This is a genomic window from Bacillus bingmayongensis (genome assembly GCF_000299035.1).
GTDB classification, from domain to species: domain Bacteria; phylum Bacillota; class Bacilli; order Bacillales; family Bacillaceae_G; genus Bacillus_A; species Bacillus_A bingmayongensis.
The window spans coordinates 542,572-567,733 of the sequence record NZ_AKCS01000005.1 but is presented as its reverse complement, the minus strand read 5'-3'; the positions used below and the strand labels follow the sequence as shown (position 1 = coordinate 567,733).

At 35.5% G+C, this 25,162-nt stretch carries 17 protein-coding genes and 3 pseudogenes; 18 read left to right on the top strand and 2 right to left on the bottom strand.

The window, feature by feature from the left end:
* Positions 1-330: 330 nt before the first annotated feature.
* Positions 331-801, bottom strand: a pseudogene (locus Y7E_RS34180) (hypothetical protein).
* 613 nt (positions 802-1,414) lie between these two features.
* Here Y7E_RS34180 and Y7E_RS0103020 point away from each other — a divergent pair.
* The 18 genes and pseudogenes from Y7E_RS0103020 (at position 1,415) to Y7E_RS0102935 (ending at position 22,123) form a co-directional block, all read left to right on the top strand.
* Positions 1,415-1,597, top strand: coding sequence for a YolD-like family protein (locus Y7E_RS0103020; RefSeq protein ID WP_017149846.1), 183 nt, complete (start codon positions 1,415-1,417; stop codon positions 1,595-1,597).
* Between the two features lie 628 nt (positions 1,598-2,225).
* Positions 2,226-3,650: an alanine/glycine:cation symporter family protein gene (locus Y7E_RS0103015; protein WP_017149845.1), complete on the top strand. Its 1,425-nt coding sequence runs from the start codon at positions 2,226-2,228 to the stop codon at positions 3,648-3,650.
* Positions 3,651-3,774: 124 nt separating this feature from the next.
* Positions 3,775-4,755 (top strand): glutaminase, encoded by a 981-nt coding sequence (locus tag Y7E_RS0103010; RefSeq protein ID WP_017149844.1) that lies wholly within the window; start codon positions 3,775-3,777, stop codon positions 4,753-4,755.
* A gap of 233 nt (positions 4,756-4,988) precedes the next feature.
* Positions 4,989-6,305 (top strand): sensor histidine kinase, encoded by a 1,317-nt coding sequence (locus Y7E_RS0103005; protein ID WP_017149843.1) that lies wholly within the window; start codon positions 4,989-4,991, stop codon positions 6,303-6,305.
* Positions 6,306-6,309: 4 nt separating this feature from the next.
* Positions 6,310-7,251: a response regulator gene (locus Y7E_RS0103000; RefSeq protein WP_017149842.1), complete on the top strand. Its 942-nt coding sequence runs from the start codon at positions 6,310-6,312 to the stop codon at positions 7,249-7,251.
* Between the two features lie 277 nt (positions 7,252-7,528).
* Positions 7,529-8,929 (top strand): amino acid permease, encoded by a 1,401-nt coding sequence (locus tag Y7E_RS0102995; RefSeq protein ID WP_017149841.1) that lies wholly within the window; start codon positions 7,529-7,531, stop codon positions 8,927-8,929.
* A gap of 281 nt (positions 8,930-9,210) precedes the next feature.
* On the top strand, positions 9,211-9,348 hold the full coding sequence (locus Y7E_RS34175) for a hypothetical protein (RefSeq protein ID WP_154652005.1): 138 nt from the start codon (positions 9,211-9,213) through the stop codon (positions 9,346-9,348).
* Positions 9,349-9,350: 2 nt separating this feature from the next.
* Positions 9,351-10,925 (top strand): spore germination protein, encoded by a 1,575-nt coding sequence (locus Y7E_RS0102985; protein ID WP_017149839.1) that lies wholly within the window; start codon positions 9,351-9,353, stop codon positions 10,923-10,925.
* Positions 10,926-10,951: 26 nt separating this feature from the next.
* Complete coding sequence (locus tag Y7E_RS0102980; RefSeq protein WP_017149838.1) at positions 10,952-12,049, top strand: spore germination protein; 1,098 nt, start codon at positions 10,952-10,954, stop codon at positions 12,047-12,049.
* Complete coding sequence (locus Y7E_RS0102975) at positions 12,046-13,248, top strand: Ger(x)C family spore germination protein (RefSeq protein ID WP_017149837.1); 1,203 nt, start codon at positions 12,046-12,048, stop codon at positions 13,246-13,248. Before Y7E_RS0102980 ends, Y7E_RS0102975 begins: the two co-directional genes overlap by 4 nt.
* A 499-nt stretch (positions 13,249-13,747) precedes the next feature.
* Positions 13,748-14,572, top strand: a pseudogene (locus tag Y7E_RS29075) (sensor histidine kinase); the annotation flags it as partial.
* 4 nt (positions 14,573-14,576) lie between these two features.
* A pseudogene (locus Y7E_RS29070) lies at positions 14,577-15,437 on the top strand (response regulator).
* Positions 15,438-15,628: 191 nt separating this feature from the next.
* On the top strand, positions 15,629-17,254 hold the full coding sequence (gene nikA, locus Y7E_RS0102960; protein WP_017149833.1) for a nickel ABC transporter substrate-binding protein: 1,626 nt from the start codon (positions 15,629-15,631) through the stop codon (positions 17,252-17,254).
* Positions 17,255-17,275: 21 nt separating this feature from the next.
* Complete coding sequence (nikB, locus tag Y7E_RS0102955; RefSeq protein WP_017149832.1) at positions 17,276-18,217, top strand: nickel ABC transporter permease subunit NikB; 942 nt, start codon at positions 17,276-17,278, stop codon at positions 18,215-18,217.
* On the top strand, positions 18,217-19,050 hold the full coding sequence (gene nikC / locus Y7E_RS0102950) for a nickel ABC transporter permease subunit NikC (RefSeq protein ID WP_017149831.1): 834 nt from the start codon (positions 18,217-18,219) through the stop codon (positions 19,048-19,050). The genes nikB and nikC overlap by 1 nt, the downstream gene beginning before the upstream one ends.
* 6 nt (positions 19,051-19,056) lie before the next feature.
* A complete protein-coding gene (nikD, locus tag Y7E_RS0102945; protein WP_081584525.1) occupies positions 19,057-19,905 on the top strand; it encodes a nickel import ATP-binding protein NikD in 849 nt (282 codons plus the stop codon).
* 31 nt (positions 19,906-19,936) lie between these two features.
* A complete protein-coding gene (gene nikE / locus Y7E_RS0102940; protein WP_017149829.1) occupies positions 19,937-20,776 on the top strand; it encodes a nickel import ATP-binding protein NikE in 840 nt (279 codons plus the stop codon).
* A gap of 12 nt (positions 20,777-20,788) precedes the next feature.
* A complete protein-coding gene (locus Y7E_RS0102935) occupies positions 20,789-22,123 on the top strand; it encodes an MATE family efflux transporter (protein ID WP_017149828.1) in 1,335 nt (444 codons plus the stop codon).
* Positions 22,124-22,694: 571 nt separating this feature from the next.
* Here the strand turns inward: Y7E_RS0102935 and Y7E_RS0102930 are convergent.
* Positions 22,695-23,846, bottom strand: coding sequence for an anion transporter (locus Y7E_RS0102930; RefSeq protein ID WP_017149827.1), 1,152 nt, complete (start codon positions 23,844-23,846; stop codon positions 22,695-22,697).
* Between the last annotated feature and the right edge of the window lie 1,316 nt (positions 23,847-25,162).

Below are 25,162 nucleotides of genomic sequence, written 5' to 3'. Positions count from 1 at the left end.
GGGGGTATTTTGTTTTGTTAGCTTGATAGCGATGTGGCGAGACCCCTAAAACTACGGGTAGCGTTAGTACAACAACATTACAATTAGTTGTTGCAGTAAATGGGGTCATTTGTAGTACAAAAAAAGGATAGATAGAGCATATTTTATTCTGCTCTTCTATCCTTTTTAATTTACCCCTTATAATGTCTGACATTAAATGAAAACTTAGTGTTATTAGGGGGTTAAAGAAATATATTGACTTTTAATAAAATTATATTTCCACTGCTTTTTTATAATTTGTAATGCCACATATCGCATTTCTGTTACGTCAATTACAGGAACCAAAAGTAATTACTTATTTTTCATTTTCACTAAAATTTTTGATATTGCTATCCATAAATTTATAAACATTAAAGTTCCGAAAATATCAGCAACAACTACATAATGTCCTATAAATAGGTTTTCAAAGTGAAATAATGGAGTGTTATAAATGGCTATTAATAAAGATATAATCATCGAAAATAGAAAAATTTTTTTCTTAGTTATCATATAACTGCAAAACAAGAACGTATAATAAGCCCAAAATTGTGCATCATACCAGGCATGAGATAGTCGAATACCTGCTTTTGTATGCAGAGTTGTTAAAACCAGTACGAATAATACAAGTAATGCAATTAATGGAGCAAATTTAACGAATTGTAAAAGGTTTAAAATGCGCTTGTTTGAATTTGGATGGTTTACTCCATATTCAAATATCTATTTCGTTATATTATGAATAAAACATATAAAAGCCACATTAATAATTGACATAAAAAACATCATTATTATCCCTTCTTTTCCAATGTATTAATCAACTAAAAAGTTAATTGATAGTTTATTTAAACTTATTTTTATTAAACTCTTTTTTTGTAATTTTCAAGTTTGCTCAAGTGGAATGGTTCATTTTTTTCGAGTATTTCGGGGAGTGACCATTGTCATCAACCTAAGAAAACAGGTCACCCCAAAAACGATAAATACGCTTTTTCGTTACAAGAAAGCCTAAAAATTTCGTTCTGGGGGTGTAATAAAACCTTAGCTTGATAGCGATGGGGTGGTACCCCTAATGAGGTAAAATTCGGCTTTTTTCTTATCCGTATTTGCTTAGTGTATAACGGTTAATAATTGTTTCTTCATTATGTCCAAGATTTAGAAATTCACGACGATTATCTTGAAGTTTTTTCACCAAAATGAATTTTTAAATATTTTAAAAAATATTTTATAAAAAACTGTACTTTTTGGTAAGATTCTGTACTTTTGGTTATAAATTAAAAATACGTTTCTATTAGTTTAGGGTTGAAAGCGCTTCAAAGTATGGTTTTTGAATTTTTTACTTAGCCTAGATTCTTTTACTTACAGGCTATTTATATAGATTAGTAGTGAGAAAGGAGATAAATTCATGTTCTTAAGAAAATTAGCAAAAAATCACTTAATCACTATTGATTACTATCAGAGTGGATTTTTGCAAACATGTAAGGGGCGAGTTTGCAACCTTGATTTACACCAACAAACACTTCTTTTAATAAATGAACAGCAAAAGATCTTCTCTATATGTTTATCTGATATTAAGGAAATCTATTAATGATTTTCTTTATCTATAGAGGAAAATAGAATTAAAGATTCCTGAAATACTGTAAAATTGGCAATATAATATTATATAAACAAAGTATTTAAATGAAGGTTTTGTAGCAAAAATTTGCAGACAAGTGAGGGGCAGTACATCTACTGATATCATGTGTTGATTTAGAAGGGAATACCAGGGCAGACAAGTGCTTTTCTAAGAAGTGTTAATTATAAACTAAAGAGACTATGTTCTAAAACAAATATTAAAGTGCTTATAATCGTTTTGTTTTTTGATAATTCGGTTTATATCCCTGTGCAAATAATAAAAAGAGACAAAAAGGATTTATATAAGTCCAATTTAAAAATCCAGTATACGGAACAAGTATGATGGTGCAGCCACATTTCTGGATAAAAACTATTTTTTTGCGGGAGGAGCTAGAGCATCCAAGTATACAAGCATCAGATCCTTCAAGATGTCAGCTGTACAGTTACATATTATGAATATTCGTATAAACGAGGAAATACCATTTTCATAGAAAATTTTTGTCTTTGTTGCATGTGTATATGAAACGAGGTTAGTTATGTCAGAAAATAAAGGTGATTTTATATAGATTAGGGGATATGAAATTTTGATATGAGGTGATGATATGGAACAATTCTTGTTGGATTTAGTCGGATCAACGAATGCTTTTTTATGGTCTAAATTGCTAATTATTATGCTTGTTTTTTGCGGAATTTATTTCACATTTAAATCGAAATTTGTACAGTTTCGAATGCTAAAAGAAATGGTCCGTGTGTTAATGGAAGGGAAGAATAGTTCTAAAGACCAAATTTCTCCGTTTCAAGCGTTCTGTATTGGTATGGCCGCACGCGTTGGAACAGGAAATATCACAGGAATTGCGATTGCAATTGCACTAGGCGGTCCTGGAGCGGTATTTTGGATGTGGATTATTTCTATTATTAGCTCAGCATCCAGCTTTGTTGAAAGTACATTAGCACAAATATATAAAGTAAAAGATAAAGATGGTTTCCGCGGTGGTCCATCCTATTATATGGAAAAAGGGCTAAACAAACGTTGGATGGGAGTAATATTCTCTATTTTAATTACGATTACTTTCGGTCTTGTATTCAATTCTGTACAATCAAATACCGTTACAATTGCTTTTGAGAACTCTTTCGGTACAGATCGTTTAACTGTAGGGATTATCATGGCAATTGCTTTCGCAGTGATTATCTTTGGCGGTGTGCAGCGTATTGCAAAAATGGCTGAATACAAGGTGATGTTTCTAGCAGTCTTATACATTGGAGTTGCATTATTTGTTGTAGTTACGAACATAACAAAAATGCCGGAAGTTCTTTCTCTTATTGTTCAAAACGCATTTGGCTTTAAACAAATAGCAGGCGGTTCAATTGGCGCAGCACTCATGAATGGAGTTAAACGTGGATTATTCTCAAATGAGGCTGGTATGGGAAGTGCGCCAAACGTTGCTGCAACGGCAACAACAAGCCATCCGGTGAAACAAGGACTTATACAAGCATTTGGTGTATTAACGGATACACTGATTATTTGTACAAGCACAGCATTTATTATTTTACTTTCTGATGCATACAAACAACCAGAGCTAAATGGAATTGCACTTACACAAGCAGCATTAAGTGAACATATCGGCTCTTGGGCATCGGGCTGTCTTGCTATCTTTGTTTTCCTATTTGGATTCGGTGCGTTAATTGGGAACTATTATTACGGAGAAACAAATATTCGATTCTTACATAAAAGTAAAGTATGGTTGATGGTATACCGAATAAGTGTGTTAGCCATGATCGTATTCGGTTCGGTTGCAAAGATCCAACTTGTATGGGATTTAGCGGATTTATTTATGGGCTTTATGGTTATTATAAATTTAATTGCTATTACATTACTATCAAAAATAGCCTTTGCTGCGTTGCAGGATTACATGAAACAGAAAAAAGCTGGTAAAGATCCTATTTTTTATAAAGAAAGCATTAAAGGGCTTGAAAACATTGAATGTTGGGAGCATTATCAGGACACTTCAAAAAAGAAAAGTATGTAACAAGAAAGATATTCAGACTGTAATATGTCTGAATATCTTTCTTGGTTCTAGTGCAAATATTATTGATTATAATAAAGAAAAAATAATTCTATACAAAGTTAATAGTACGGAGGAATATGGTTAAATGATAAAGGAGTCTAGCGTTCAAGTTGAGAGTCAAGAAAAAGCTTACTTAGATCAATGGGTAGCTCATTATCGATCCTATGCTGCTAAGGGACAAAGCGCCAGTTATATTCCCGCTTTGGGGAAGATAAATTTATCGCAATTAGGTATTTGTATAGTAGAGCCAGATGGAACAATGATAAAGTCAGGGGATTGGGAGGTACCTTTTACCTTACAAAGTATATCAAAAGTAATCGGCTTTATAGCCGCTTGTTTAAGCCGCGGTATTTCTTATGTATTAGAGCGAGTTGATGTAGAACCAACTGGAGATGCCTTCAATTCGATTATTCGTTTAGAGATGCATAAACCAGGAAAACCTTTTAATCCTATGATTAATGCTGGAGCGATTACGGTAGCTTCGCTTCTGCCAGGAACATCGGTGCAAGAAAAATTAGAATCTCTATACGCATTAATCGAAAAAATGATAGAGAAGCGTCCCGCCATTAATGAAAAAGTGTTTCAATCAGAATGGCAAACAGCTCATCGCAATAGAGCTTTAGCATACTATTTAAAGGAGAATGGTTTTTTAGAATCAGATGTGGAGGAGGCACTAGAAGTTTACTTAAAACAATGTTCGATAGAAATAAATACAGAGGATATTGCCTTAATAGGGCTTATACTAGCACATGATGGATATCATCCTATTCGTAAAGAACAAGTTCTCCCTAAAGAGGTCGCTAGATTAACAAAAGCCTTAATGCTTACTTGTGGAATGTACAATGCTTCTGGCAAATTTGCTGCTTTCATTGGGTTGCCAGCTAAAAGTGGGGTGTCCGGAGGGATTATGGCACTTGTCCCCTCAAAATCCAGGGGGGATCTACCGTTTCAAGATGGATGTGGTATTGGTATTTATGGACCAGCCATTGATGAATATGGGAATAGTTTACCAGGGGTTATGTTATTAGAACATATTGCAAAAGAATGGGATTTAAGTATATTCTAAAAAGGATCATAGATGTTTTTGTGTCAGAGCGAATATAAAAATGTTCAGACCGTATAATGTGTCTGAACATTTTTGGGTTACAAAGTATCTTCCTAAAGTAGAAGAATGTAAAGAATACTCACAATGTTTAATGCTTTCGTTTATATCTTATTTATCGTTTTTTGTAAAAAATAGAGTAAGTGTTGTATTAATGTTAATAGATTTGTATACTGACTGTTAGGCGAAAGTGAGAAGTGATTATTTTGAATCTTAGTAATTTAGTAAGAAAAGACATCTATATTCTGGTTTTGATGATATTTACAGTACCCTTAGTAGGTGAAATAAAGTCATTTCCCTTAAATGAAACATTTAGAATGAGCTTTGGTGCACCAACATTTTTCTTTTTTTTGTTATTATTTCGACGAATACCAGCATTTTTGCCGGGTTTTTTAACAGCAATAGTGGTTGTAGCATTTCGTATCTTAATGGACGTCATCACAAATGAAAATATGGATTGGATAGCTGCTTTCCATATCCACTATCCTAGTTTTTTCTTTTATTTTACTTATTCTTGTCTGTTTTACTTAGCGAAAGTCGAACGTTTTCATCATCAACCACTGATGATTGGGTTTGTCGGTTGCATTATTGAAATATTATCAGACTGTGTGGAATTAATGATTCAATATTTCGTATTAAAAACAACTATCACACCAGAGGCAATAAATGAGATAATCGTTATCGCATTTTCCCATAGTTTTATCGTTCTAAGTTTTTTCAATATGATGAAACTGTATGAAGCGCAGTCAAGGGAGAGACACATAAAAAAACAAAATGAACACATGCTTATGCTTATCTCTAATTTATATGAAGATGCTGTTCATTTAAAAAAAACGTTGCAAGATGCTGAAAATATAACAAAAAAATCCTATGATTTATATAAAACCTTAGACTCTTTAGAGCATAAACAGATGAGCTTTCAGTTTGAGGGTTTAAGGCAGCAGGCATTAAAAATTGCTGGTGAGGTCCATGACGTTAAAAAGGATAACCAACGTATTTTTGCTGGACTTTCAAAGCTAATTTCTGATGAAAGTTTTACAGATTATATGTCTGTACATGAACTGGTAAATATCATTATACGAGCAAATGCGAAATACGCCCGGTTACTAGAGAAAGACATCGAATTTGTGTATAAGATTGATGGCGTGCATCCTCACTATCATATTTACACAATCTTATCAATTATAAATAATATCGTTGCAAACGCTGTAGAAGCTATTCAAGGTATGGGAACCATCACAATTGACATTAATAAAGACCATCATTCCGTTGAATTTCGAATAGGAGATAACGGTCCCGATATTTCTTCAAAGTATAAAGATTCAATTTTTGAACCTGGGTTTACTTCTAAATATGATGATGTAGGTAACCCATCGACAGGGATCGGACTATCGTATGTAAAAGAAATGGTCGAACAACTTGAAGGTGATGTTACGCTTGAGGACAGAACCGAAGGAAAAGGATCGATTTTTATAATCAGATTAGGGATTGATCATATAATTTCGAAAGGGTGATTCTATGTATTTTTATATAGTAGATGATGAGAAAGCGGTTCGCTCAATGTTGGCTCAAATTATCGAGGATGAGGATCTTGGAGAGGTTGTAGGAGAAGCTGAGGATGGTTCATTGTTAGATCAACAAATGCTAATCCTCAAAAATATAGACATTTTATTTATCGATTTGTTAATGCCGATTCAAGATGGAATAAAAACAATTCGTCAAATAAAACCATCGTTTAAAGGGAAAATCATCATGGTTTCTCAAGTAGAAACAAAAGAATTAATTGCTGAAGCGTATTCGCTTGGCGTTGAATACTATATTATTAAACCGATTAACCGGATTGAAGTATTAACAGTCGTTCAGAAAGTCATCGAACGAATCCGATTGGAAAAATCGATAAAAAACATTCAAGAATCGCTCAATATGGTACTAAAATTAGATAGTAATCAAAGTACGCAGGAAAAATACCGTAATGAAAAACATATAAGTACTTTCAATCATTTTCGAAATTCCATTCATTTTCTTCTATCCGAATTAGGGATAGCCAGTGAAAGCGGAAGTAAAGATTTAATGGACATGCTGGATTATTTATATAAATATGAACAAGATAAAACGTTGGAACAAGGGTTTCCCTCACTAAAAGAGATTTTTATGAATTTGGCTCAAAAAAGACTTGGAGAATCAGCTGAAGAAGCCGAATTAAAAAGGTCGATTGAAGCCTCAAAACAACGGATTAGAAGGGCAATTTATCAATCATTAAACCATTTAGCATCCCTTGGACTTACTGATTTTTTAAACCCGAAGTTTGAAAACTACGCTTCTAGGTTTTTTGATTTTACTACTGTAAGGAGAAAGATGACAGAATTGAATAATGAGCCAACATTACCTACTCGTATCGATACGAAAAAATTTATTCAGGTTCTTTATTTTGAAGCAAAACGAATACACTTGGAATTGTAATGACGAACTTTTGCTAATTCTTAATCTTCAATGTTGAATTTATAACTGTTTCGCTTATATATTCTGTTTTCAATAAAATATTAGAGAGTATACCTTTTCGTCCACTTTTACTTAATGTGTACTTAAAGTTAGCGAAATCCTTTGAAGAATCTATAAAAGTGTACTAAGTAAAGTAAGAAATGATATATTTTCTGTTTTTTAATATAAATATGTATCAATAAAATAATCTGAATTCTAATTATTTTTGTATTTTTATGTGATCTCAGGGGGAAAGAAAATGAATGCATTTATTAGAAAAAAGTCCATTGATCATTTGCAAAAGGAAGGCCTTAGAAGTACTGGACTAAATCGAGTGTTAGGATTATGGCAATTAACTGCAATTGGACTAGGAGGAATTATTGGGGTTGGAATTTTTGTTCTAACAGGAGTAGCTGCATCTGAGCATGCTGGTCCTGCAGTTATTTTATCTTTTATTATTGCTGGACTAGCTAGTGCAGCTGCTGCACTATGCTATGCTGAATTTGCTGGACTTATCCCCGTTTCTGGGAGTGCATATACTTATAGCTATGCTGTATTAGGAGAAGGAGTAGCATGGTTAATTGGGTGGGATCTGTTACTAGAATATATTTTAGTAGTGGGAGTAGTTGCTATTGGTTGGTCTGGATATATGCAAGAATTACTTCAACAAATCGGAATACATATTCCAATTTGGGCCCAAGGGGCCCCAGGTACAGGAGAAGGGCATCGAGTAGACTTAATTGCAGCTATTATAAGTCTAGCTATTGCTGGATTATTAACATTTGGTATGGAGTGGGGATCAAAATTCAATACGTTGATGGTGATTATTAAGCTAAGTATTATTTTAGTGGTTATTGCTGTTGGAAGCTTCTACATCGATTCAGCCAATTGGCATCCTTTTATGCCTTTTGGTTTTAATGGCGTAATGAGTGGTGCTGCGCTTGTATTCTTTGCAGTATTTGGATATGATACGTTAACTACAGCAGCTGAAGAAGCCAAGAATCCACAACGTGATTTACCAAGAGCTGTAGTCATATCTTTAATAATTGCATTATGCCTGTATATTGGAATGTCTTTAGTAATTACAGGAATGGCACCATATCATACATTGAATAACGCTGCACCGGTAGCTAAGATTTTCAGTGATGTAGGATTAAAATGGATTACTTTATTTATCTCTGCAGCAGCTATTACAGGCATACTTTCTGTTTTATTTTCGTTCACACTTGCAGGCTCGCGAGTTTGGTTTGCAATGAGTCGAGATGGATTATTACCAAAATGGTTTACAAAGGTACATCCTAAATATAAGACGCCACATCGTCCTACATTAATTATCGGTATAATTACAGCAATAATATCAGGGTTTACCCCTATTAGTGAGGTAGCCGAATTAGTTAATATTGGTACATTATCAGCATTTATATTAATTTGTTCTTCTATCATTGTGTTAAGAAAGAAAAGACCAGATTTAGAAAGGAAATTTAAGACGCCTTTTGTTCCTGTAATTCCGTTGATTGGGATTTGTTTTTCATTATATCTTATCATCAGTCTTCCAGAAATTACTTGGATTCGTTTTATAATCTGGATGCTTATTGGACTTGTTATATATATGTTATATGGAAAAAACAAAAGTAATTTGGCTAAAAATATAAATAAATAGTTAGTTAAATTAAAGTAAAAAAGATGCTAGAGATAGCATCTTTTTTACTTTAATAGGTATTATTACATCCTTTTATATTTAATTTATATGTAAGCATATAAATAGGCATAAAAGGAAACAATATCTAGAAAATTGAAATTGAAATTAGGAACAGAAAGTCTCAATGGTAACAAGAGTTTAGTACGGAATGAAATTAATGTCCACCGTTCTATTTTTGGGAATCTTTATAAAAAAAGACCAGATTTGATAAAATCTTGTTCCTAGGAGAGTGCATTGATAAGGTGATGAAAATGTGGAATATGATTGTTTCCTATCTTCCAGATTGGAAAATTTTTGTACAAGCTTTTATCGTATTTTTAATTCCATATATTATCTCAAGATTTTTTCATTGGGTCAATATATCAGAGAAAGAGTGGTAAGAATGAGTTGGTGGAAATCAAAGGATAACCAGGTGCAAAAAAATACCATTCAAGGAAATACTGAACAACAAACTAAGCCTTCTCGAAACTCAACGGTTCATTTTACGGGTGACTTCACATCAGACTTAGGACTCATAAGACAAGAAATCGGTCATAATTCTGATGTTCACTTTCGGGAGTTTAATATTGGGCGCATAGGCATTCGAGCTGCAATCATTTTTGTCGATGGACTATCAGATAAAGAGCTAATCGATAAACATATCATGAATTCACTAATGGTTGATTTTTTCGATGAATATAAAAACGAAACTACTTATGTGGAAGAGACTGTTTCGAAAGAATTTATTAAAAATAAAGTTCTTTCTATTAGTGAAGTAACAGAAATCAATCAAATAAAAGATTTGATATCCAAAGTATTGACAGGTTCGACAGCTCTATTGATTGATGGTTTATTTGATGTGTTCATTCTTGGCACAACAAAACCAAACAAACGGAATATTGAAGAACCAGTATCAGAAGCATTAGTCAGAGGTCCACGGGTAGGTTTTACGGAAGTATTAAGTGATAACACTGCACTTTTGCGACGTCATGGTGAAAATAAAAATTTATCATTAATAAAGCTTCAAGTAGGAGAACGTGCAAAAAAAGAGCTAGTTATAGCCTACATCAAAGACCTTGCTAGTCCAAAATTAGTGGAAGAGGTAAAAACAAGAATTCAGAAAATCAATATAGATAGTGTACCTGAATCTGGTTATATAGAGCAACTTATTGAAGATAATTACCTCAGTCCTTTTCCGCAAGCTCAGAATACAGAACGTCCTGATCGTGTTATTGGTGCCTTGATGGAAGGACGGATAGCAATTTTACTGGACGGGACACCATTCGCATTAATTGTTCCAGTTACATTTAGTATGCTGTTACAATCACCAGAAGATTATTATGAACGCTGGATTCCAAGTACGCTTCTCCGCCTATTGCGTTTCTTTGCAGCTTCTGTTTCATTATTTACTCCTGCATTATATATTTCCTTTATTTCGTTTCATCCAGGGTTAATTCCCACCAAGCTAGTTATCTCTATTATAGGAACACGTGAAGGAGTTCCTTTTCCTGCTCTTATAGAAGCATTGATTATGGAAGTGGCCATCGAAATTTTACGGGAAGCTGGGTTACGTTTACCTAAACCGATTGGACCGGCAATGGGGATTGTGGGTGGACTAATTATTGGCCAGGCTGCCGTAGAAGCAGGGATTGTCAGTCCAATTATGGTAATCGTTGTAGCTGTTACAGCTATTTCTTCCTTTACTATCCCACAATACAGTGCAGGGATTACATTACGCGTTCTTCGGTTTGTAGCCATGTTCTGTGCTGCTGTGTTTGGGTTGTACGGGGTCATTCTCTTTTTCCTCTTACTTTGTAGCCATTTGGTGAAACTGAAAAGTTTTGGCGTTCCTTATACTAGTCCAGTTGTTCCTTATCGATTAAGTGACTGGAAAGATTTTATGGTTCGCATGCCGCTAAGAATGATGAAACGGCGACCAAAGATGATGCATTCAAAAGACCCTACTCGCAAAGGATAGCTTAAGCCGAAAGGAAGTGACTTTCAATGATTAGCAGACCCCAAGACCGAATTACGACATCGCAAGCAGTTGTTATCGTCGTTAATTTTATACTTGGAACAGGAATCCTTACCCTGCCTAGAGCATCTGTAGAAAAAGTGAAAACACCGGATGTATGGATAAGTGTGATTTTAGGTGGGATAATCGCGATGGTTGCAGGAGTAATCATGGTTAAATTAAGTCAACAGTTTCCCGAAAAAACCTTTTATCAATACAGCCAAGAAGTTGTAGGGAAATGGATAGGGAGGTTATTTAGCTTACTTGTTGTATGTTATTTTCTTGCAACTTCAGGGTTTCAAATCCGTTCAATGGCAGAGGTCATTAGCTTGTTTTTGCTAGAAGGAACTCCTACATGGGCCATTATTATACCTTTTATGTGGATAGGTCTCTATTTGATTATGAGTGGCATTAACTCAATTGCCCGGATGTTTGAAATCATATTCCCTATTACGGTGTTTATTTTTTTACTAATTTCCTTGATGAGTCTCGGAATATTTGAGATAGATAATCTCCGCCCCGTATTAGGTTTAGGAGTTAAGCCGGTGTTAAACGGGATAAAGATGACTGCTCTCGCATATACAGGTCCTGAAATCATGTTAATCCTTTTGGTGTTTATGGAGCAACCAAACAAAGCAGTAAAAGTCATTCTAGTTGGAATTTCTATTCCGTTAATCTTTTACGTAATAACGGTCGTAATGGTCATCGGTGCATTATCCGTCGATGGAGTTGTAATGAGAACATGGCCGACAATTGATCTCATGCGCAGTTTTGAAATTTCTGGTTTGATATTTGAACGTTTTGAATCTTTATTGCTTGTAATATGGATTATGCAAATATTTGCTACATATACGATCAGTTACTACGCTGCTGCACTGGGGCTAGCACAACTCTTCAAAAAGAGCATTCATCCTTTTATGTTTGCTTTGCTTCCGATTATTTATATCATTGCTATGACTTCGAAAAATATAAATGATCTACTTAAATTCGGGGATATGGTCGGCAATACTGCTTTATTTTTATTTGGGTTACTACCACTGCTCCTTCTTATCATCACGCGATTAAAGAGAAAAGGGGGGCCATCGTGAAGAATAACTTTCACTATGTACGGGTTCTTTTGACTTTGTTTTCGATGCTTGTACTCCTGTTTCTGACAGGGTGCTGGAGTAGCAAAGAAATTGAAGAGATGAGTTTAGTTTTAGCTGTAGGATTGGATAAAGGTAAGGAGTCAACAATTGAGAAAGAGATTAAGGACCGAGGAGGAGGATATCCTAAAAGAAACCTTATAACATCTACTTATCAAATTGCAAGCCAACAAACGGGGAGTAAAGGAGACGGGGCACAACAAAAACGTTATGTTAATGTTTCTGAGACTGGAGATTCTACTCATCAAATAATCCGTGAATTTTCATTAAGAGAAGATCGGCCTTTGTTCGCTTCACATTTAAAAGTGATTGTGATTAGTGAGAATCTTGTACGCAAGTATAGTTTAGACCAATTACTTGATCAGTATCTCCGTGAAAATGAGAGTAGACTTAGCTGTCTTGTGTTAATCAGCAAGGGGCGAGCTAGTGAGACGCTGGAATCAAAGGAAATAGGAGAAATTCCAGCGTTTCATTTGGTTGGGATTGGAGATAATCAATATAGAATAACAAGAATTTTACCTCCTGTATCGCTCGCTAAATTAGGAGGTAAGATGGAATCAGGAGCTAGTTTTCTTTTACAAAATGTAATTTCGACAAATGGTGAAGTAAAATTTGCGGGAGCTGCCATAATCAAAGGAAATACAAATAAGTTGCGTGGTTTTTTAAATGAAGAGGAATTAGAGGGGCTAATATGGATCAACGGAAAAAGGAAAGGTGGTGTGGTAAAAGGCTTTGATAAAAAGACAGGGCAACCTATCATCTACGAGATAAAGTCCATAAAAAGCAAAATCACCCCGCATGTTAAGGGAAATAAGATTTCTTTTGATGTAAACATTGAATCAGAAGGGCGTGTGTCTGAAAATTGGATGCACTCAGGAAAAGGTTTTGAAAATGAATTTTTAAAAAGGGCAGAAAAAGCTGCTGAACAAGAAGTAAAGCACTTGGTGCATCATGTAACAGAAAAAATGCAGAAAAAATATCAAGTTGACGTTGCTGGCTTTGGAAACCGATTAAGAATTGAAGACCCAAAAGTATGGGAGAAAGTCAAAAAAGATTGGGATCAAACATTTAGTAGGGTACCGATTAAATATCATGTGAATGTAACCATACAAGATTATGGGGCGTCAAACTTCAAAAAGTGAGACGCCTTATTCCATTTCGCGAATGCATAATTCTAATTAATTGTATTGCAAAACAAATGAATTTAAATTCAAAGCTCTTTCATCAATATAATTGCCAAAGCGTTTTGTGTGCCAGAAACTATCGTTATACGCTCTTGATCTACATCAATACCGAAAGATTTCATCTAATTGAGTTCTGCCGTTTTTTAATGGGGAATACCAGTTGGATTATTGTAATATCCTCGTTCCTCTTCGTATATTTGTACCAGAACCTTTAGAAATTCACAGTGATTATCTCGAAGTTTTTACGCCAAAATGAATTTTTAAATACTTTAAAAATTGTTTTATAAAAAATGTACTTTTTGGTAAGATTCTGTACTTTTGATTATAAATTAAAGATACGTTTCTATTAGTTTAGATTTGAAAGCGCCTCAAAGGGTGGACTTTGAATTTTTTACTTAGCCTATATTCTTTTACTTACAGGCCATTTATATAGATTAGTAGTGAGAAAGGGGGTACTTCCCACAGTTTTATAGTTCTAAGCTTTTTCAATATGATGAAACTGTATGAAGCGCAGTCAAGGGAGAGACACATTAAAAAACAAAATGAACACATGCTTATGCTCATCTCCAATTTATATGAAGATGCTGTTCATTAAAAAAAAACGTTACAAGATGCTGAAAATATAACGAAAAAATCTTATGATTTATATAAAAGTTTAGACTCTTTAGAGAACAAACAGATGAGCTTTCAGGTTGAGGATTTACGGCAGCAGGCATTGAAAATTGCTGGTGAAGTCCATGACGTTAAAAAGGATAACCAACGTATTTTTGCTGGACTTTCAAAGCTGATTTCTGATGAAAGTTTTACAGATTATATGTCCGTATATGAACTGGTAAACATCATTGTACAAGCAAACGAGAAATACGCCCGGTTACTAGAGAAAGACATCCAATTTGTGTATAAGATTGATGGCGTACATCCTCACTATCATATTTACACAATTTTATCAATTATAAACAATGTCGTTGCAAATGCTGTAGAGGCTATCCAAGATATGGGGATCATCACAATTGACATTAATGAAGACCATCATTCCGTTGAATTTCGAATAGGAGATAACGGTCCCGGTATTTCTTCAAAGTATAAAGATTCAATTTTTGAACCTGGGTTTACTTCTAAATATGATGATGCAGGTAACCCATCGACAGGTATCGGACTATCGTATGTAAAAGAAATGGTCGAACAACTTGAAGGTGATGTTACGTTTGAGGACAGAACCGAAGGAAAAGGATCGATTTTTATAATCAGATTAGGGATTGATCATATAATTGCGAAAGGGTGATTCTATGTATTTTTATATAGTAGATGATGAGAAAGCGGTTCGCTCAATGTTGGCTCAAATTATCGAGAATGAGGATCTTGGAGAGGTTGTAGGAGAAGCTGAGGATGGCTCAGTGTTAGATAAACAAATGCTAATCCTCAAAAATATAGACATTTTATTTATCGATTTGTTAATGCCGATTCAAGATGGAATAAAAACAATTCGTCAAATAAAACCGTCATTTAAAGGGAAAATTATCATGATTTCTCAAGTAGAATCAAAAGAATTAATTGCTGAAGCGTATTCGCTTGGCGTTGAATACTATATTATTAAACCGATTAACCGGATTGAAGTATTAACAGTCGCTCAGAAAGTCATCGAACGAATCCGATTGGAAAAACCGATAAATAACATCCAAGAATCGCACAATATGGTGCTTAAATTGGATAGTGATCAAAGTACGCAGGGAAGTGAAAGCGGAAGTAAAGATTTAATGGACATGCTGGATTATTTATATTAATACGAACAAGCTATAACGTTTGAACAAGGTTTTCCTTCTCTAAAAGAGATTTTTATACATTTAGCTCAAAAAAGACTTGGAGAATCAGCCGAAGAGATCAAATTAAAAAGGTCGATTGAAGCCTCCAAACAACGGATTAGAAGGGCAATTTATCAATCATTAAACCATTTAGCATCCCTTGGACTTACTGATTTTTCAAATCCGAAGTTTGAAAATTACGCTTCTAGGTTTTTGGATTTTACAACCATAAGGAGAAAGATGACGGAGTTGAATAATGAACAAACATTAACTATTCGTATCGATACGAAAAAATTTATTCAGGCTCTTTATTTTGAAGCGAAACGGATACATTTAGAATTGCAATGACGAACTCTAGTTAATTCTTAAACTCAAATGAAGGGCTTGTTTTGTTTTGTTAGCTTGATAGCGATGGAGTAGCACCCCCAATTATTTGTAATTTTCATTGACAGGAATTATTTTAGTAACTATTATTAGTTAGTGATAATGATTTTCAATTGCGTCATTTTTTATTAATTTTAAGGGGGAAGTATTTACTAATGTTTAAAGAGAAAAGGGAAATCGGTATATTACTATCAGCAATAATTCTCCTCTTGTCTATTGTCTTTGTGGGTTGTACACCACAAAATAATGAGCAGGCCGTTAAAAAAGAAACGAGTAATAAAGAAAAAACTCTCACTTTGTCTTGGCCGAGGGACATAGGAGAGATGAATCCACATGTTTACAATCCTTCGCAATTAATTGCACAAGCGATGATTTACGAACCATTGGTTAGCTATAAAGAAGGCGGTAAACTGGAGCCGGCGCTGGCCGAATCATGGACAATATCTGAGGACGGTAAGGAGTATATTTTTAACCTTCGTCAAAATGTAAAATTCTCTGATGGAACCGCTTTTAATGCGAATATCGTGAAAAAGAATTTTGATGCGATTATAAAAAATATGAAAATGCATAGCTGGCTAGGATTAATCAACATGATTGATAAGACTGAGGCAGTAAATGATTCTATCTTTAAAATTACATTAAAGCAGGCTTATTATCCAACATTACAGGAGCTAGCGGTAGTCCGTCCAGTACGCTTTTTAGGTGAAGCAGGCTTCCCGGATGATGGCGATACTTCAAAAGGAGTGAAGAAATTTATTGGAACGGGCCCATGGATGCTAGAGAAATATAAGAAGGATGAATATGCGGTATTTACTCGCAACCCGAATTACTGGGGTGAAAGTCCAAAAGTTGACAAGATTGTAATTAAAACAATTCCTGATGCAGAGACGAGAGTGCTTGCTTTCGAAAAAGGTGAACTCGATTTAATTTATGGAGAAGGTACTATTAGTTTAGATGCTTTTAAACAATTAAAGGAGTCAGGAAAATATAAAACAAGTATTTCTGAACCTGTTGCAACAAGACAATTGGTTATGAACACGACAAAAGAGCAGCTTTCTGACATAAAGGTACGTTTAGCGCTTCAATATGGTTTTAACAAGCAAGCGATGGTAGAAGGAGTAACTTCTGGACTGGAAGAGAAGGCAGACAATATTTTGGCTCCAAACCTCCTATATACCAATATTAAAACAACACCTATTAAGTATGACGTAGAAAAAGCGAAGAAGTATTTAGAAGAAGCGGGATGGAAGCTGCCATCCGGAAAAAGTGTTCGAGAGAAAGATGGTAAAGCATTGGAGCTTGAGTTGATGTATGATAAATCAAACCAAACCCAAAAGGCGATGGCAGAAGCCCTTCAAGCTGAGTGGGCGATGATAGGTGTTAAGCTAAATATTACTGGTGTTGAGCTGCCTGTTCAAGTAAAACGGTTTGGCGAAAATGATTTTGACTTGAACTTCTACAGTAACTATGGAGCTCCATATGATCCACATACCTTCCTTAACATTGTTTCAATGGACGGCTTTGGATTCTCAGATGCTTTGTCAAACTTGCCATTAAAGCAACAGCTTGATCAACAAATAAAAGAAGTATTTGCCTCGACGGATGAGAAAAAGCGAAAAGAATTATACAACTCTATCCTACAGACATTGCAGGACCAAGCAGCAATCGTGCCAATTTCTTATATTAAGAAAACAGCTGTGTACCAAAAGGATATAACTAGCTTTGAATTCCCGGAAAATCGTGATGATCATCCATTCACTGGAATTAACATTAATAACTAGGAAACGGAAGGATGAGAAATAATGGGTAGCTATATTATCAAACGATTTCTTGCCATCATTCCTATTTTTCTCTTTGCCACACTTCTTACTTTTTTATTGATTCATCTGTCGCCGGTCGACCCTGCTGAAGCATATTTGGCAGCTGCCCATATTCAGCCGACAGCGGAGATGTTAGAACAAAAAAGACAGGAGTTTGGCTTAGATCAGCCACTGTTTGTGCAATATATTCAATCTCTTATTAAGATATGCCAACTTGATTTTGGCGTATCTTATCTTTCTAACAAGCCCGTTTGGCAGGAGGTTGTGTACAGGATGCCTACGACGATCCAGCTCGCCTTTAGCAGTATTTTCGTAGCTGTACTCGTTAGTGTGCCGATCGGATTTTTAGCTGCAGTGAAGAAAAATGGTGTCGTGGACCAGCTTAGTCGAGTTCTGGCTTTTTTTGGTGCTTCAATTCCGCAGTTTTGGCTCGGTTATTTATTAATTTATTTGTTTGCAGTGAAGTTTAATCTGTTTCCTGTGGAGGGAGCAGGAACATGGATGCACTTGATTCTTCCATCCGTAACACTGGCTTTGCCGCTCATTGCGATTTATACTCGTTTGCTACGCATTAGTGTGCTGGAGAATTTACAGGATCCTTATGTCTTGTATGCGAGAACAAGAGGCATTCATGAGCATGCCATTATGGTAAAGCATGTATTGAAAATTGCAATTTTGCCGATGATTACGGGGATTGGGATGAATTTTGGAAAGCTATTGACGGGAACGATTATTGTTGAGTCCGTTTTTTCGTGGCCTGGGTTTGGACGTTATTTTATTGAGGCAATTTTTAACCGGGATATACCAGTCATCCAATGCTATGTGTTTCTTGCGGCCTGTCTATTTATTTTATGTAACCTGATTGTGGATATTGTGCAAATGTATATGAATCCGCGGATTTCTTGGAAAGGAGGAACGGACTAATGATTGCAAGTATAAGAGGTGTTTTCAAGCATCAAATCACCATTGCAGTCTGCTCATTCACTTTAATCGTTCTTTTTATCCTTACGATTTTGGCTCCGTGGATTTCTCCGCATGATCCCATTCAAGTGAATTTAGCATTAAAACTAAAGCAGCCTTCCATGGAATATCCGTTGGGTACTGATTATTTAGGACGGTGTAATCTGTCTCGTCTTTTACATGGTGCTCGTATTTCTTTAGGGATTGCATCTTTAATTTTTATTTCTTCCTTAGGGATTGGTTTGCTTATCGGAACTTTTGCTGGTTACAAGGGAGGCCGGATTGATCTTATATTAATGAGATTTTGTGAGGGAGTGATGGCCTTCCCGAATCTTGTGCTCATACTTGGACTTGTAGGAATATTCGGTCCAGGAATGAAACAGGTAATTTTGGCAATGGTGCTTGTGCAGTGGGTGTATTACGCGAGGATGTTCCGAGGCTTAGTACTCAGTTTAAAGGAGCAGAATTTTATTACAGCTGCGAGAATAAACGGATCTTCGCAATGGAAAATTATTAGACGACATATTATCCCGAATGTACTTCCTCCTATTGTCGTGATGGGGACACTTGAAATGGGGTGGGCTATTATGGATATTTCCGCTCTGTCGTTTTTAGGACTAGGTATTCAGCCACCCACACCTGAGTGGGGTGCTATGATTCACGAAGGGAAATCGTATATACGAAGTAATCCAGAGTTAATGATATATCCAGGTGTAATGATTATGCTCGTTGTTATCACTTTTAATATATTGGGAGAAGCTTTATCAGATCGGTTTGGGGTAAAACGACGTTTTTAAAAAGGAATGAGACAATTGATAGAAAAACAGTGTAATGTTTTGGAGGTAAGTGACCTGCATGTAAAGATAAAGACCCCCACTGGAACAATCCCCTTAGTGCAGGATATCCATTTTGAACTAAAGCCTGGGCGTGTGCTCGGGCTTGTTGGAGAAAGTGGCAGCGGCAAAACCGTTACTTCCTTGTCACTTCTGCAACTGCTAGATCGTAAAACAACAAGTATAGAAGGTAGTATACGATTGCACGATAGAGAACTAAATGAGCTGAGCGCGAAGGAGATGCGACGGATTCGAGGGAAAGAGATTGCCCTTATTATGCAAAATCCAATGAATGCTTTTACCCCTGTATATACGATTGGAAACCAATTCATTGAAACGATTCGCACTCATACTGCTTTAACAAAGAAAGAAGCATTTGAACTGGCTGCGAACTCTTTGCATGATGTAAATTTGCCAAATCCTTTAGATGTTATGCGTAGATACCCATTTCAGCTAAGTGGAGGAATGCTGCAGCGGGTAATGATTGCTATTTCCCTATGCCTGCGGCCATCTGTAATTATTGCTGATGAGCCAACAACAGCGCTAGATGTGACAAACCAATTGCAGGTGCTGCAGCAGTTGGATTTTATTCGTTCGGAATATGGTACGTCTATCCTATTAATTTCTCATGATTTAGGAGTTATTTCGGAACTAGCTGACGATGTCATTGTGATGCAGCGCGGAAGAATTGTAGAAAAAGCAGACGTTTATCAGCTATTTGATTATCCACAGCATGAGTATACGAAAAAGTTGCTTCATGCTCGACCGACGCTGCAATTTAACGAAAAATCTCAGGATTTTCTAACATTATTGAAGTAGCATGATTATCCTAAAAACAGGGAGTGAGCCTATGAGTTTACTACAGGTTAAGGACGTAACACATATGTATGGTTCCTATAACTTGTTTGGCAGAACGGATCAACGAAAAGAGGTACTTTCCAACGTTTCTATTTCCATAGAGCCAGGAATGTGTCTCGGTCTTCTCGGAACGAGCGGAGCTGGGAAAAGTACGCTGGGAAAAGTAATCCTTGGATTGGAGAAACCGCAAAAGGGACAGGTTCTGTTTCAGGGACATGATTTTTATAACATAGACCGTACCACCCGTAAACGGCTTCGCCGTGATCTTCAAGTAGTGTTTCAAGATTGCTACTCTTCGGTAAATCCACGAATGACTGCGGAACAAATTATTAGTGAACCGTTACAAAACTATGAAAGAATGTCCCGGGATGAACAGAGGCGGACCGTTGGAGAGTTACTAGAAAGAGTTGGTCTGAATCGTGAGGATATGAGAAAGTACCCTCATCAGTTTAGCGGGGGACAGCTGCAAAGAATTAATATTGCGAGAGCGATTTCCTTAAAACCGAAGCTAATTGTATTAGACGAGGCGGTAAGTGGTTTGGATATGGTCAACCAAACAAACATTTTAAACTTGTTGAGTGAGTTGAAGTCAGCTTTTGGTCTCTCATACCTTTTTATTACACATGATATAAAAGCTGCCTATTTTATCTCTGATGCTTTGGCTGTGATGGAGAGAGGGGAAGTAGTTGAGCTATGCGAAAATAAAGACCAGTTTTTCACCTCGCGGCACCCCGCTGTGCAAACTTTGCTCTCGTCCATTCTTTCCGAGCATCCCCGTTACCGTTCTCTTTCTGGAGGGGGCATTCCTCCCATCCTCTGGCATGAGAGATGAGGGAGGAAAACTATGAATCATCGATTCTATCTTACGTTAGCCATTCCATTGATCATTTCAACTATAACAACTCCTTTATTAGGGGCTGTAGATACAGCAGTTGTCGGGCAGCTGTCTGACCCTGCTTATATTGGGGCAGTGGCTGTAGGAACCATCATTTTTAATACGATGTATTGGTTATTTGGTTTTTTGCGAGTGAGTACATCGGGATTTGCTGCTCAAGCGTATGGAGCAAACGATGATATGCAAGGGGTTTTAGCCCTAACAAGACCATTTGTAGCGGCAATTGTAGTAGGGATTATTTTTATTCTTCTGCGGCACCCTGTCGAATATTTATTTTTAACCTTAATAAACCCGGAGTCTGACGTTCGTACGTTGACATCTGATTATTTTAGTATTCGTATATGGGGTGTTCCGTTTGCTTTAATGAATTACGTTATCCTCGGATGGTTAATGGGGATGTCTAAGATTAAAATCTCTTTAATGATACAAGTTTCTATGAATCTTATGAATATTATTCTAGCCCTATTATTTGTCAACGTATTCTCTCGGGCAGTGTCTGGCGTAGCTGCAGCAACCTTAATATCGGAAATAATGGCCTTTATGATAGGTATCATCATTATATGGAAGGCTGTTCCTTTTACATGTAAGCAGCTTCCTTTAAAAGAAATTTTTAATCTTGCTTCGTTCAAAAAAATGATGAGCGTTAACCGCGATTTATTCATCAGAACATTTTGTTTGTTAACCATGTTTAATATGTTTACGGCGAAAGGTGCTTCCTTTGGAACAGAGGTTTTGGCAGCAAATGCTGTTCTTATCCAAATTCATTACATCATGGCGTACTGCTTTGACGGATTTGCGAATGCTTCTAGTATTTTTGTAGGAAAAGCAATTGGGGCAAAAGATAAACAATTGTACAAAAAGACACTTTCACTATCGTGTCAGTGGGCAATCTTTTCGTCCTGTTTTATCGCAGGTATTTACAACTTGCTTGGTCATAATATAATTACACTATTTACGAGTGTACCAAGTGTTATTGAGTTGGCAAACACCTATGGAATATGGATTACGCTATTCCCTCTTTCGGCAAGTTTTGGAATTATTATATATGGTGTTTTTACAGGGGCAACAGAAGCAGCACCTATTCGAAATTCTATGATTTTGGCATTAATTGCTTATCTCGTTGCTCAATTTATCGCAGTGCCTAGCTTTCAAAATCACGGCTTATGGTTCGCCTTTATCGTATTTAGTATAGGACGTTCTGTATTTTTAGTAATGTATATTCCAAAGTTAAATAAAAAGCTATTTTCGGTACAAGCGCAAAATACTAAAACATTTTACAATTAGGGAGCCTGCCCCTTGTCACCTTAAAATTCCCTAAGTTTTAACAAGCGGTGTATAAAGAGGGGATGGAAGAAAAGGCAGAGATAGCATCGAAGCTTTACCTTTCGCAGTTAACCACATTTCCTTAATACAAGAAAAACACTATTCTTTTCGTACAATTATTAAAAAGGATAGCGCTCTTTATTGATATTCTACTTCTAGGGGTACCGTCACACATCCATCAGCTTAAGAATAGGTTAAAGATGGTAATATGGCGGTCCCTCTGTGTTAGTTTAATAATAGAGTAAACAATGAATGAAAATAGATATTATTTTAGTGTGTTCGGTAAAGAAAAAATAATGGATTATAAACAAAAACTACACTGAAATCCAGTTCGGTATAGTAAAATTGCATAAAAAAAGACCACTTTTGTGAGTGGCTCTAAAAAGAAGGAATGGCTGCCGTACCCCTTAAGCGTACCGATATTAAAAAGCCCAATTTCTCAATTTAATGCTGAGAAATTGGGCTTTTTTCATTACTTCAGAAAAGGAATAAGAACACTATAGGTTTTTATACTCCAATCGGTAATCATTTTTTAAAAGATTTTTAGAAATTTAAAGATGAAGTATTGTATACATGCAAGTATGACTAAAAATGAAAAGTTGTAAATACTGAATTTGATTAAATACTTTTTGCTCTCTTTACGGTTGGCCTGAATGAATAGTTTATAGGAGATTACACTGGCTAAAGATGCGATAATTGTTCCAAGTCCTCCGATATTTACTCCTAATAATAAGGGTTTCCAATCAGAAGTAAAGTTTGACAGGAGAATTGACGCAGGCAAATTGCTAATCAATTGACTCAAAAATATGGAACTAAAAAAAATTGATGTGTCTCCTCTTAAATTGGCGCGAGCAAATGTCTCCATTGCATTTGAGTTAGAAATATTTCCAATAAAAACAAAAAAACAGACAAAGGTTATCAGAAGAGAATAATCAATCTTAAATAGTAATTTTCTATTTAAAATAAATACTGTCACCAATGTAATTATTAGCGCAATGTAATAATTAATGACTCCAAAAATAGATGCAATAATAATGACAAGTATCAGAATCCAGACTGTAGCTTTTTTTTGATCCTCTATGGTAATAACAGGGAGTTCTATTTTTAATTCTGTTTTATGAAGTTTTTGAGTAAATATAAACAACAAACTGATGCCAAGCACAGCTAATAACAAGATTGAACCCCAAAATGGGATAATCTTAATTCCATAGTAAGAATAGATGTACAAATTTTGCGGATTCCCCATAGGCATCAAGCTGCTTCCAATATTTGCCGCAATTGTCTGCAGGATAATCGTATCCATCATATTCATTTGTGTCTTTTTACTAATGACAAGTGTTATTGGTACAAAAGTGAGCAAAGCGACATCATTCGTTACAAACATGGAGCAAATGAAGCATAACAAAATCAGAATAACTGATATTGACCTGCTGTTATTGCATTTGTTCAATATAGCAACGGCAAGTTTGTCTAATAACTTTAGCTCTTCAAAGGCCTTAATGGCAACCATTAGATTAAATAAGCTAATCAGCACCTCAAAGTTAATATATTCGAGCCTTGGCGGATATATAAAACAGCTTACAACTGCTAGTACCAGAGAAAGGGTAAGCACTATATCCTTTTTTAAAAATACAAATTTCATAAGGATTCTTTTTTTATTTTGGACGAATATTAATTCTTTCACAATGCACCACCTGTAATCTATGTTAATAGGAGGAAACGGAAGAGCAATTCTTACTCTAAATAAGCATTCTCTAATATATATCCAACAAAGGGTATATATTGCAATAAGTTTAATAGCTTTTCATGTCAATTAGTTGTTCTATAATCTGGCCCTTAAATGGAATAATATGACTAACGTTTTCAAACAACAACAATAATATAAGGTATTTTTTATTTGTGGATTCTGTCAAAAAGCACGCTTTTTGACAGATCCGATATGTCTAGAAAAGAGTATATCACAAGGCCCTGAATGGGAACTTTGTAATATGTCATTCCTGCAAAACACTTTATGACATATATAAACAGGTTCTTAGCGTGACTGAAATAAGGAATTTTTTCTTCTTAGAGCCCTTAACGTTGTAAATCCGAGTAATGTTGTCGGGACCCTATTAGGGGGTTAGCTGAGAAAAACTAGTATTGTTTTGTTAACTTATAATATCATATATAAACCAAATGCAATGTTTTTTGAAGATTTCGTAAAACGGGTTATCAAGCCTTGAGTTCAATTACTTTACATGAAGTTTTAAAAGAACAAAAAGTATGCAGGATTTTATGAAAAAAGTAGGGAGACCAGAACTTGCACCGCTCGGGCATTGCTTAAAATCTTGCATACGAAATAAATTCGAAGATTGCGAGAAACCCAGTACCCATGTGGATTTTCCAGGGAACCCCACTTCCGATAATGCCTCATTCTGTCTCTTCCTTAACTAATCATGATGGTATGAAATTATAAAGAAATAAGGGGGCTGAAACTGAATAATAGCTGGAATCGTTTTATATAAATGTTGAGCACTTGTTTATGATGTTTTTTTAATAGTGGTAAGTCAAAGGATTTTATTTGTTGGAGTAGGGACAGGGGGAGATTTGCATTCTTTCCAATTGATCAATTACAGCCATTGATTACTCAATGGAAATGCTGTAGAAGGCAAAAAGAGTACCCTGATAATCAGGTTAAAATCTTTCATATGGATGCACAAAATCTTCAATTTACAGTGGAAGAAGAGGAGTGGCTAGAACAAGCTATGTATTCTTATTTCATGTACAGTTCTAACGTTAATCAAGAATAAGACAGGACCAACAAATTGAGACTAAGATTTGTTGGTCCTGTCTATATATGAATAATGTCTACTAATGCTTATTGCGTAAAAAGGGTGCCATTGCTACATAGGCTCAAATATCATATTGATTCAAATTATAAACAGGAAAAACTCTTCTTTGTGCTTTCAACTTTTTCAAAAGATAAGGGTTTATGTTAACTATCCGCCACTTTGCGTCCTT

What these genes read in the sequence shown, in the direction of transcription:
- nikD (WP_081584525.1), top strand. Translation starts at nt 19,057, where the DNA reads ATGAGACAATTGATAGAAAAACAGTGTAATGTTTTGGAGGTAAGTGAC.
- Y7E_RS0102995 (WP_017149841.1), top strand. Translation starts at nt 7,529, where the DNA reads ATGAATGCATTTATTAGAAAAAAGTCCATTGATCATTTGCAAAAGGAA.
- Y7E_RS0103020 (WP_017149846.1), top strand. Translation starts at nt 1,415, where the DNA reads ATGTTCTTAAGAAAATTAGCAAAAAATCACTTAATCACTATTGATTAC.
- Y7E_RS0103015 (WP_017149845.1), top strand. Translation starts at nt 2,226, where the DNA reads ATGGAACAATTCTTGTTGGATTTAGTCGGATCAACGAATGCTTTTTTA.
- Y7E_RS0103010 (WP_017149844.1), top strand. Translation starts at nt 3,775, where the DNA reads ATGATAAAGGAGTCTAGCGTTCAAGTTGAGAGTCAAGAAAAAGCTTAC.
- Y7E_RS0103000 (WP_017149842.1), top strand. Translation starts at nt 6,310, where the DNA reads ATGTATTTTTATATAGTAGATGATGAGAAAGCGGTTCGCTCAATGTTG.
- Y7E_RS0102980 (WP_017149838.1), top strand. Translation starts at nt 10,952, where the DNA reads ATGATTAGCAGACCCCAAGACCGAATTACGACATCGCAAGCAGTTGTT.
- nikB (WP_017149832.1), top strand. Translation starts at nt 17,276, where the DNA reads ATGGGTAGCTATATTATCAAACGATTTCTTGCCATCATTCCTATTTTT.
- Y7E_RS0102985 (WP_017149839.1), top strand. Translation starts at nt 9,351, where the DNA reads ATGAGTTGGTGGAAATCAAAGGATAACCAGGTGCAAAAAAATACCATT.
- nikE (WP_017149829.1), top strand. Translation starts at nt 19,937, where the DNA reads ATGAGTTTACTACAGGTTAAGGACGTAACACATATGTATGGTTCCTAT.
- nikC (WP_017149831.1), top strand. Translation starts at nt 18,217, where the DNA reads ATGATTGCAAGTATAAGAGGTGTTTTCAAGCATCAAATCACCATTGCA.
- Y7E_RS0102935 (WP_017149828.1), top strand. Translation starts at nt 20,789, where the DNA reads ATGAATCATCGATTCTATCTTACGTTAGCCATTCCATTGATCATTTCA.
- nikA (WP_017149833.1), top strand. Translation starts at nt 15,629, where the DNA reads ATGTTTAAAGAGAAAAGGGAAATCGGTATATTACTATCAGCAATAATT.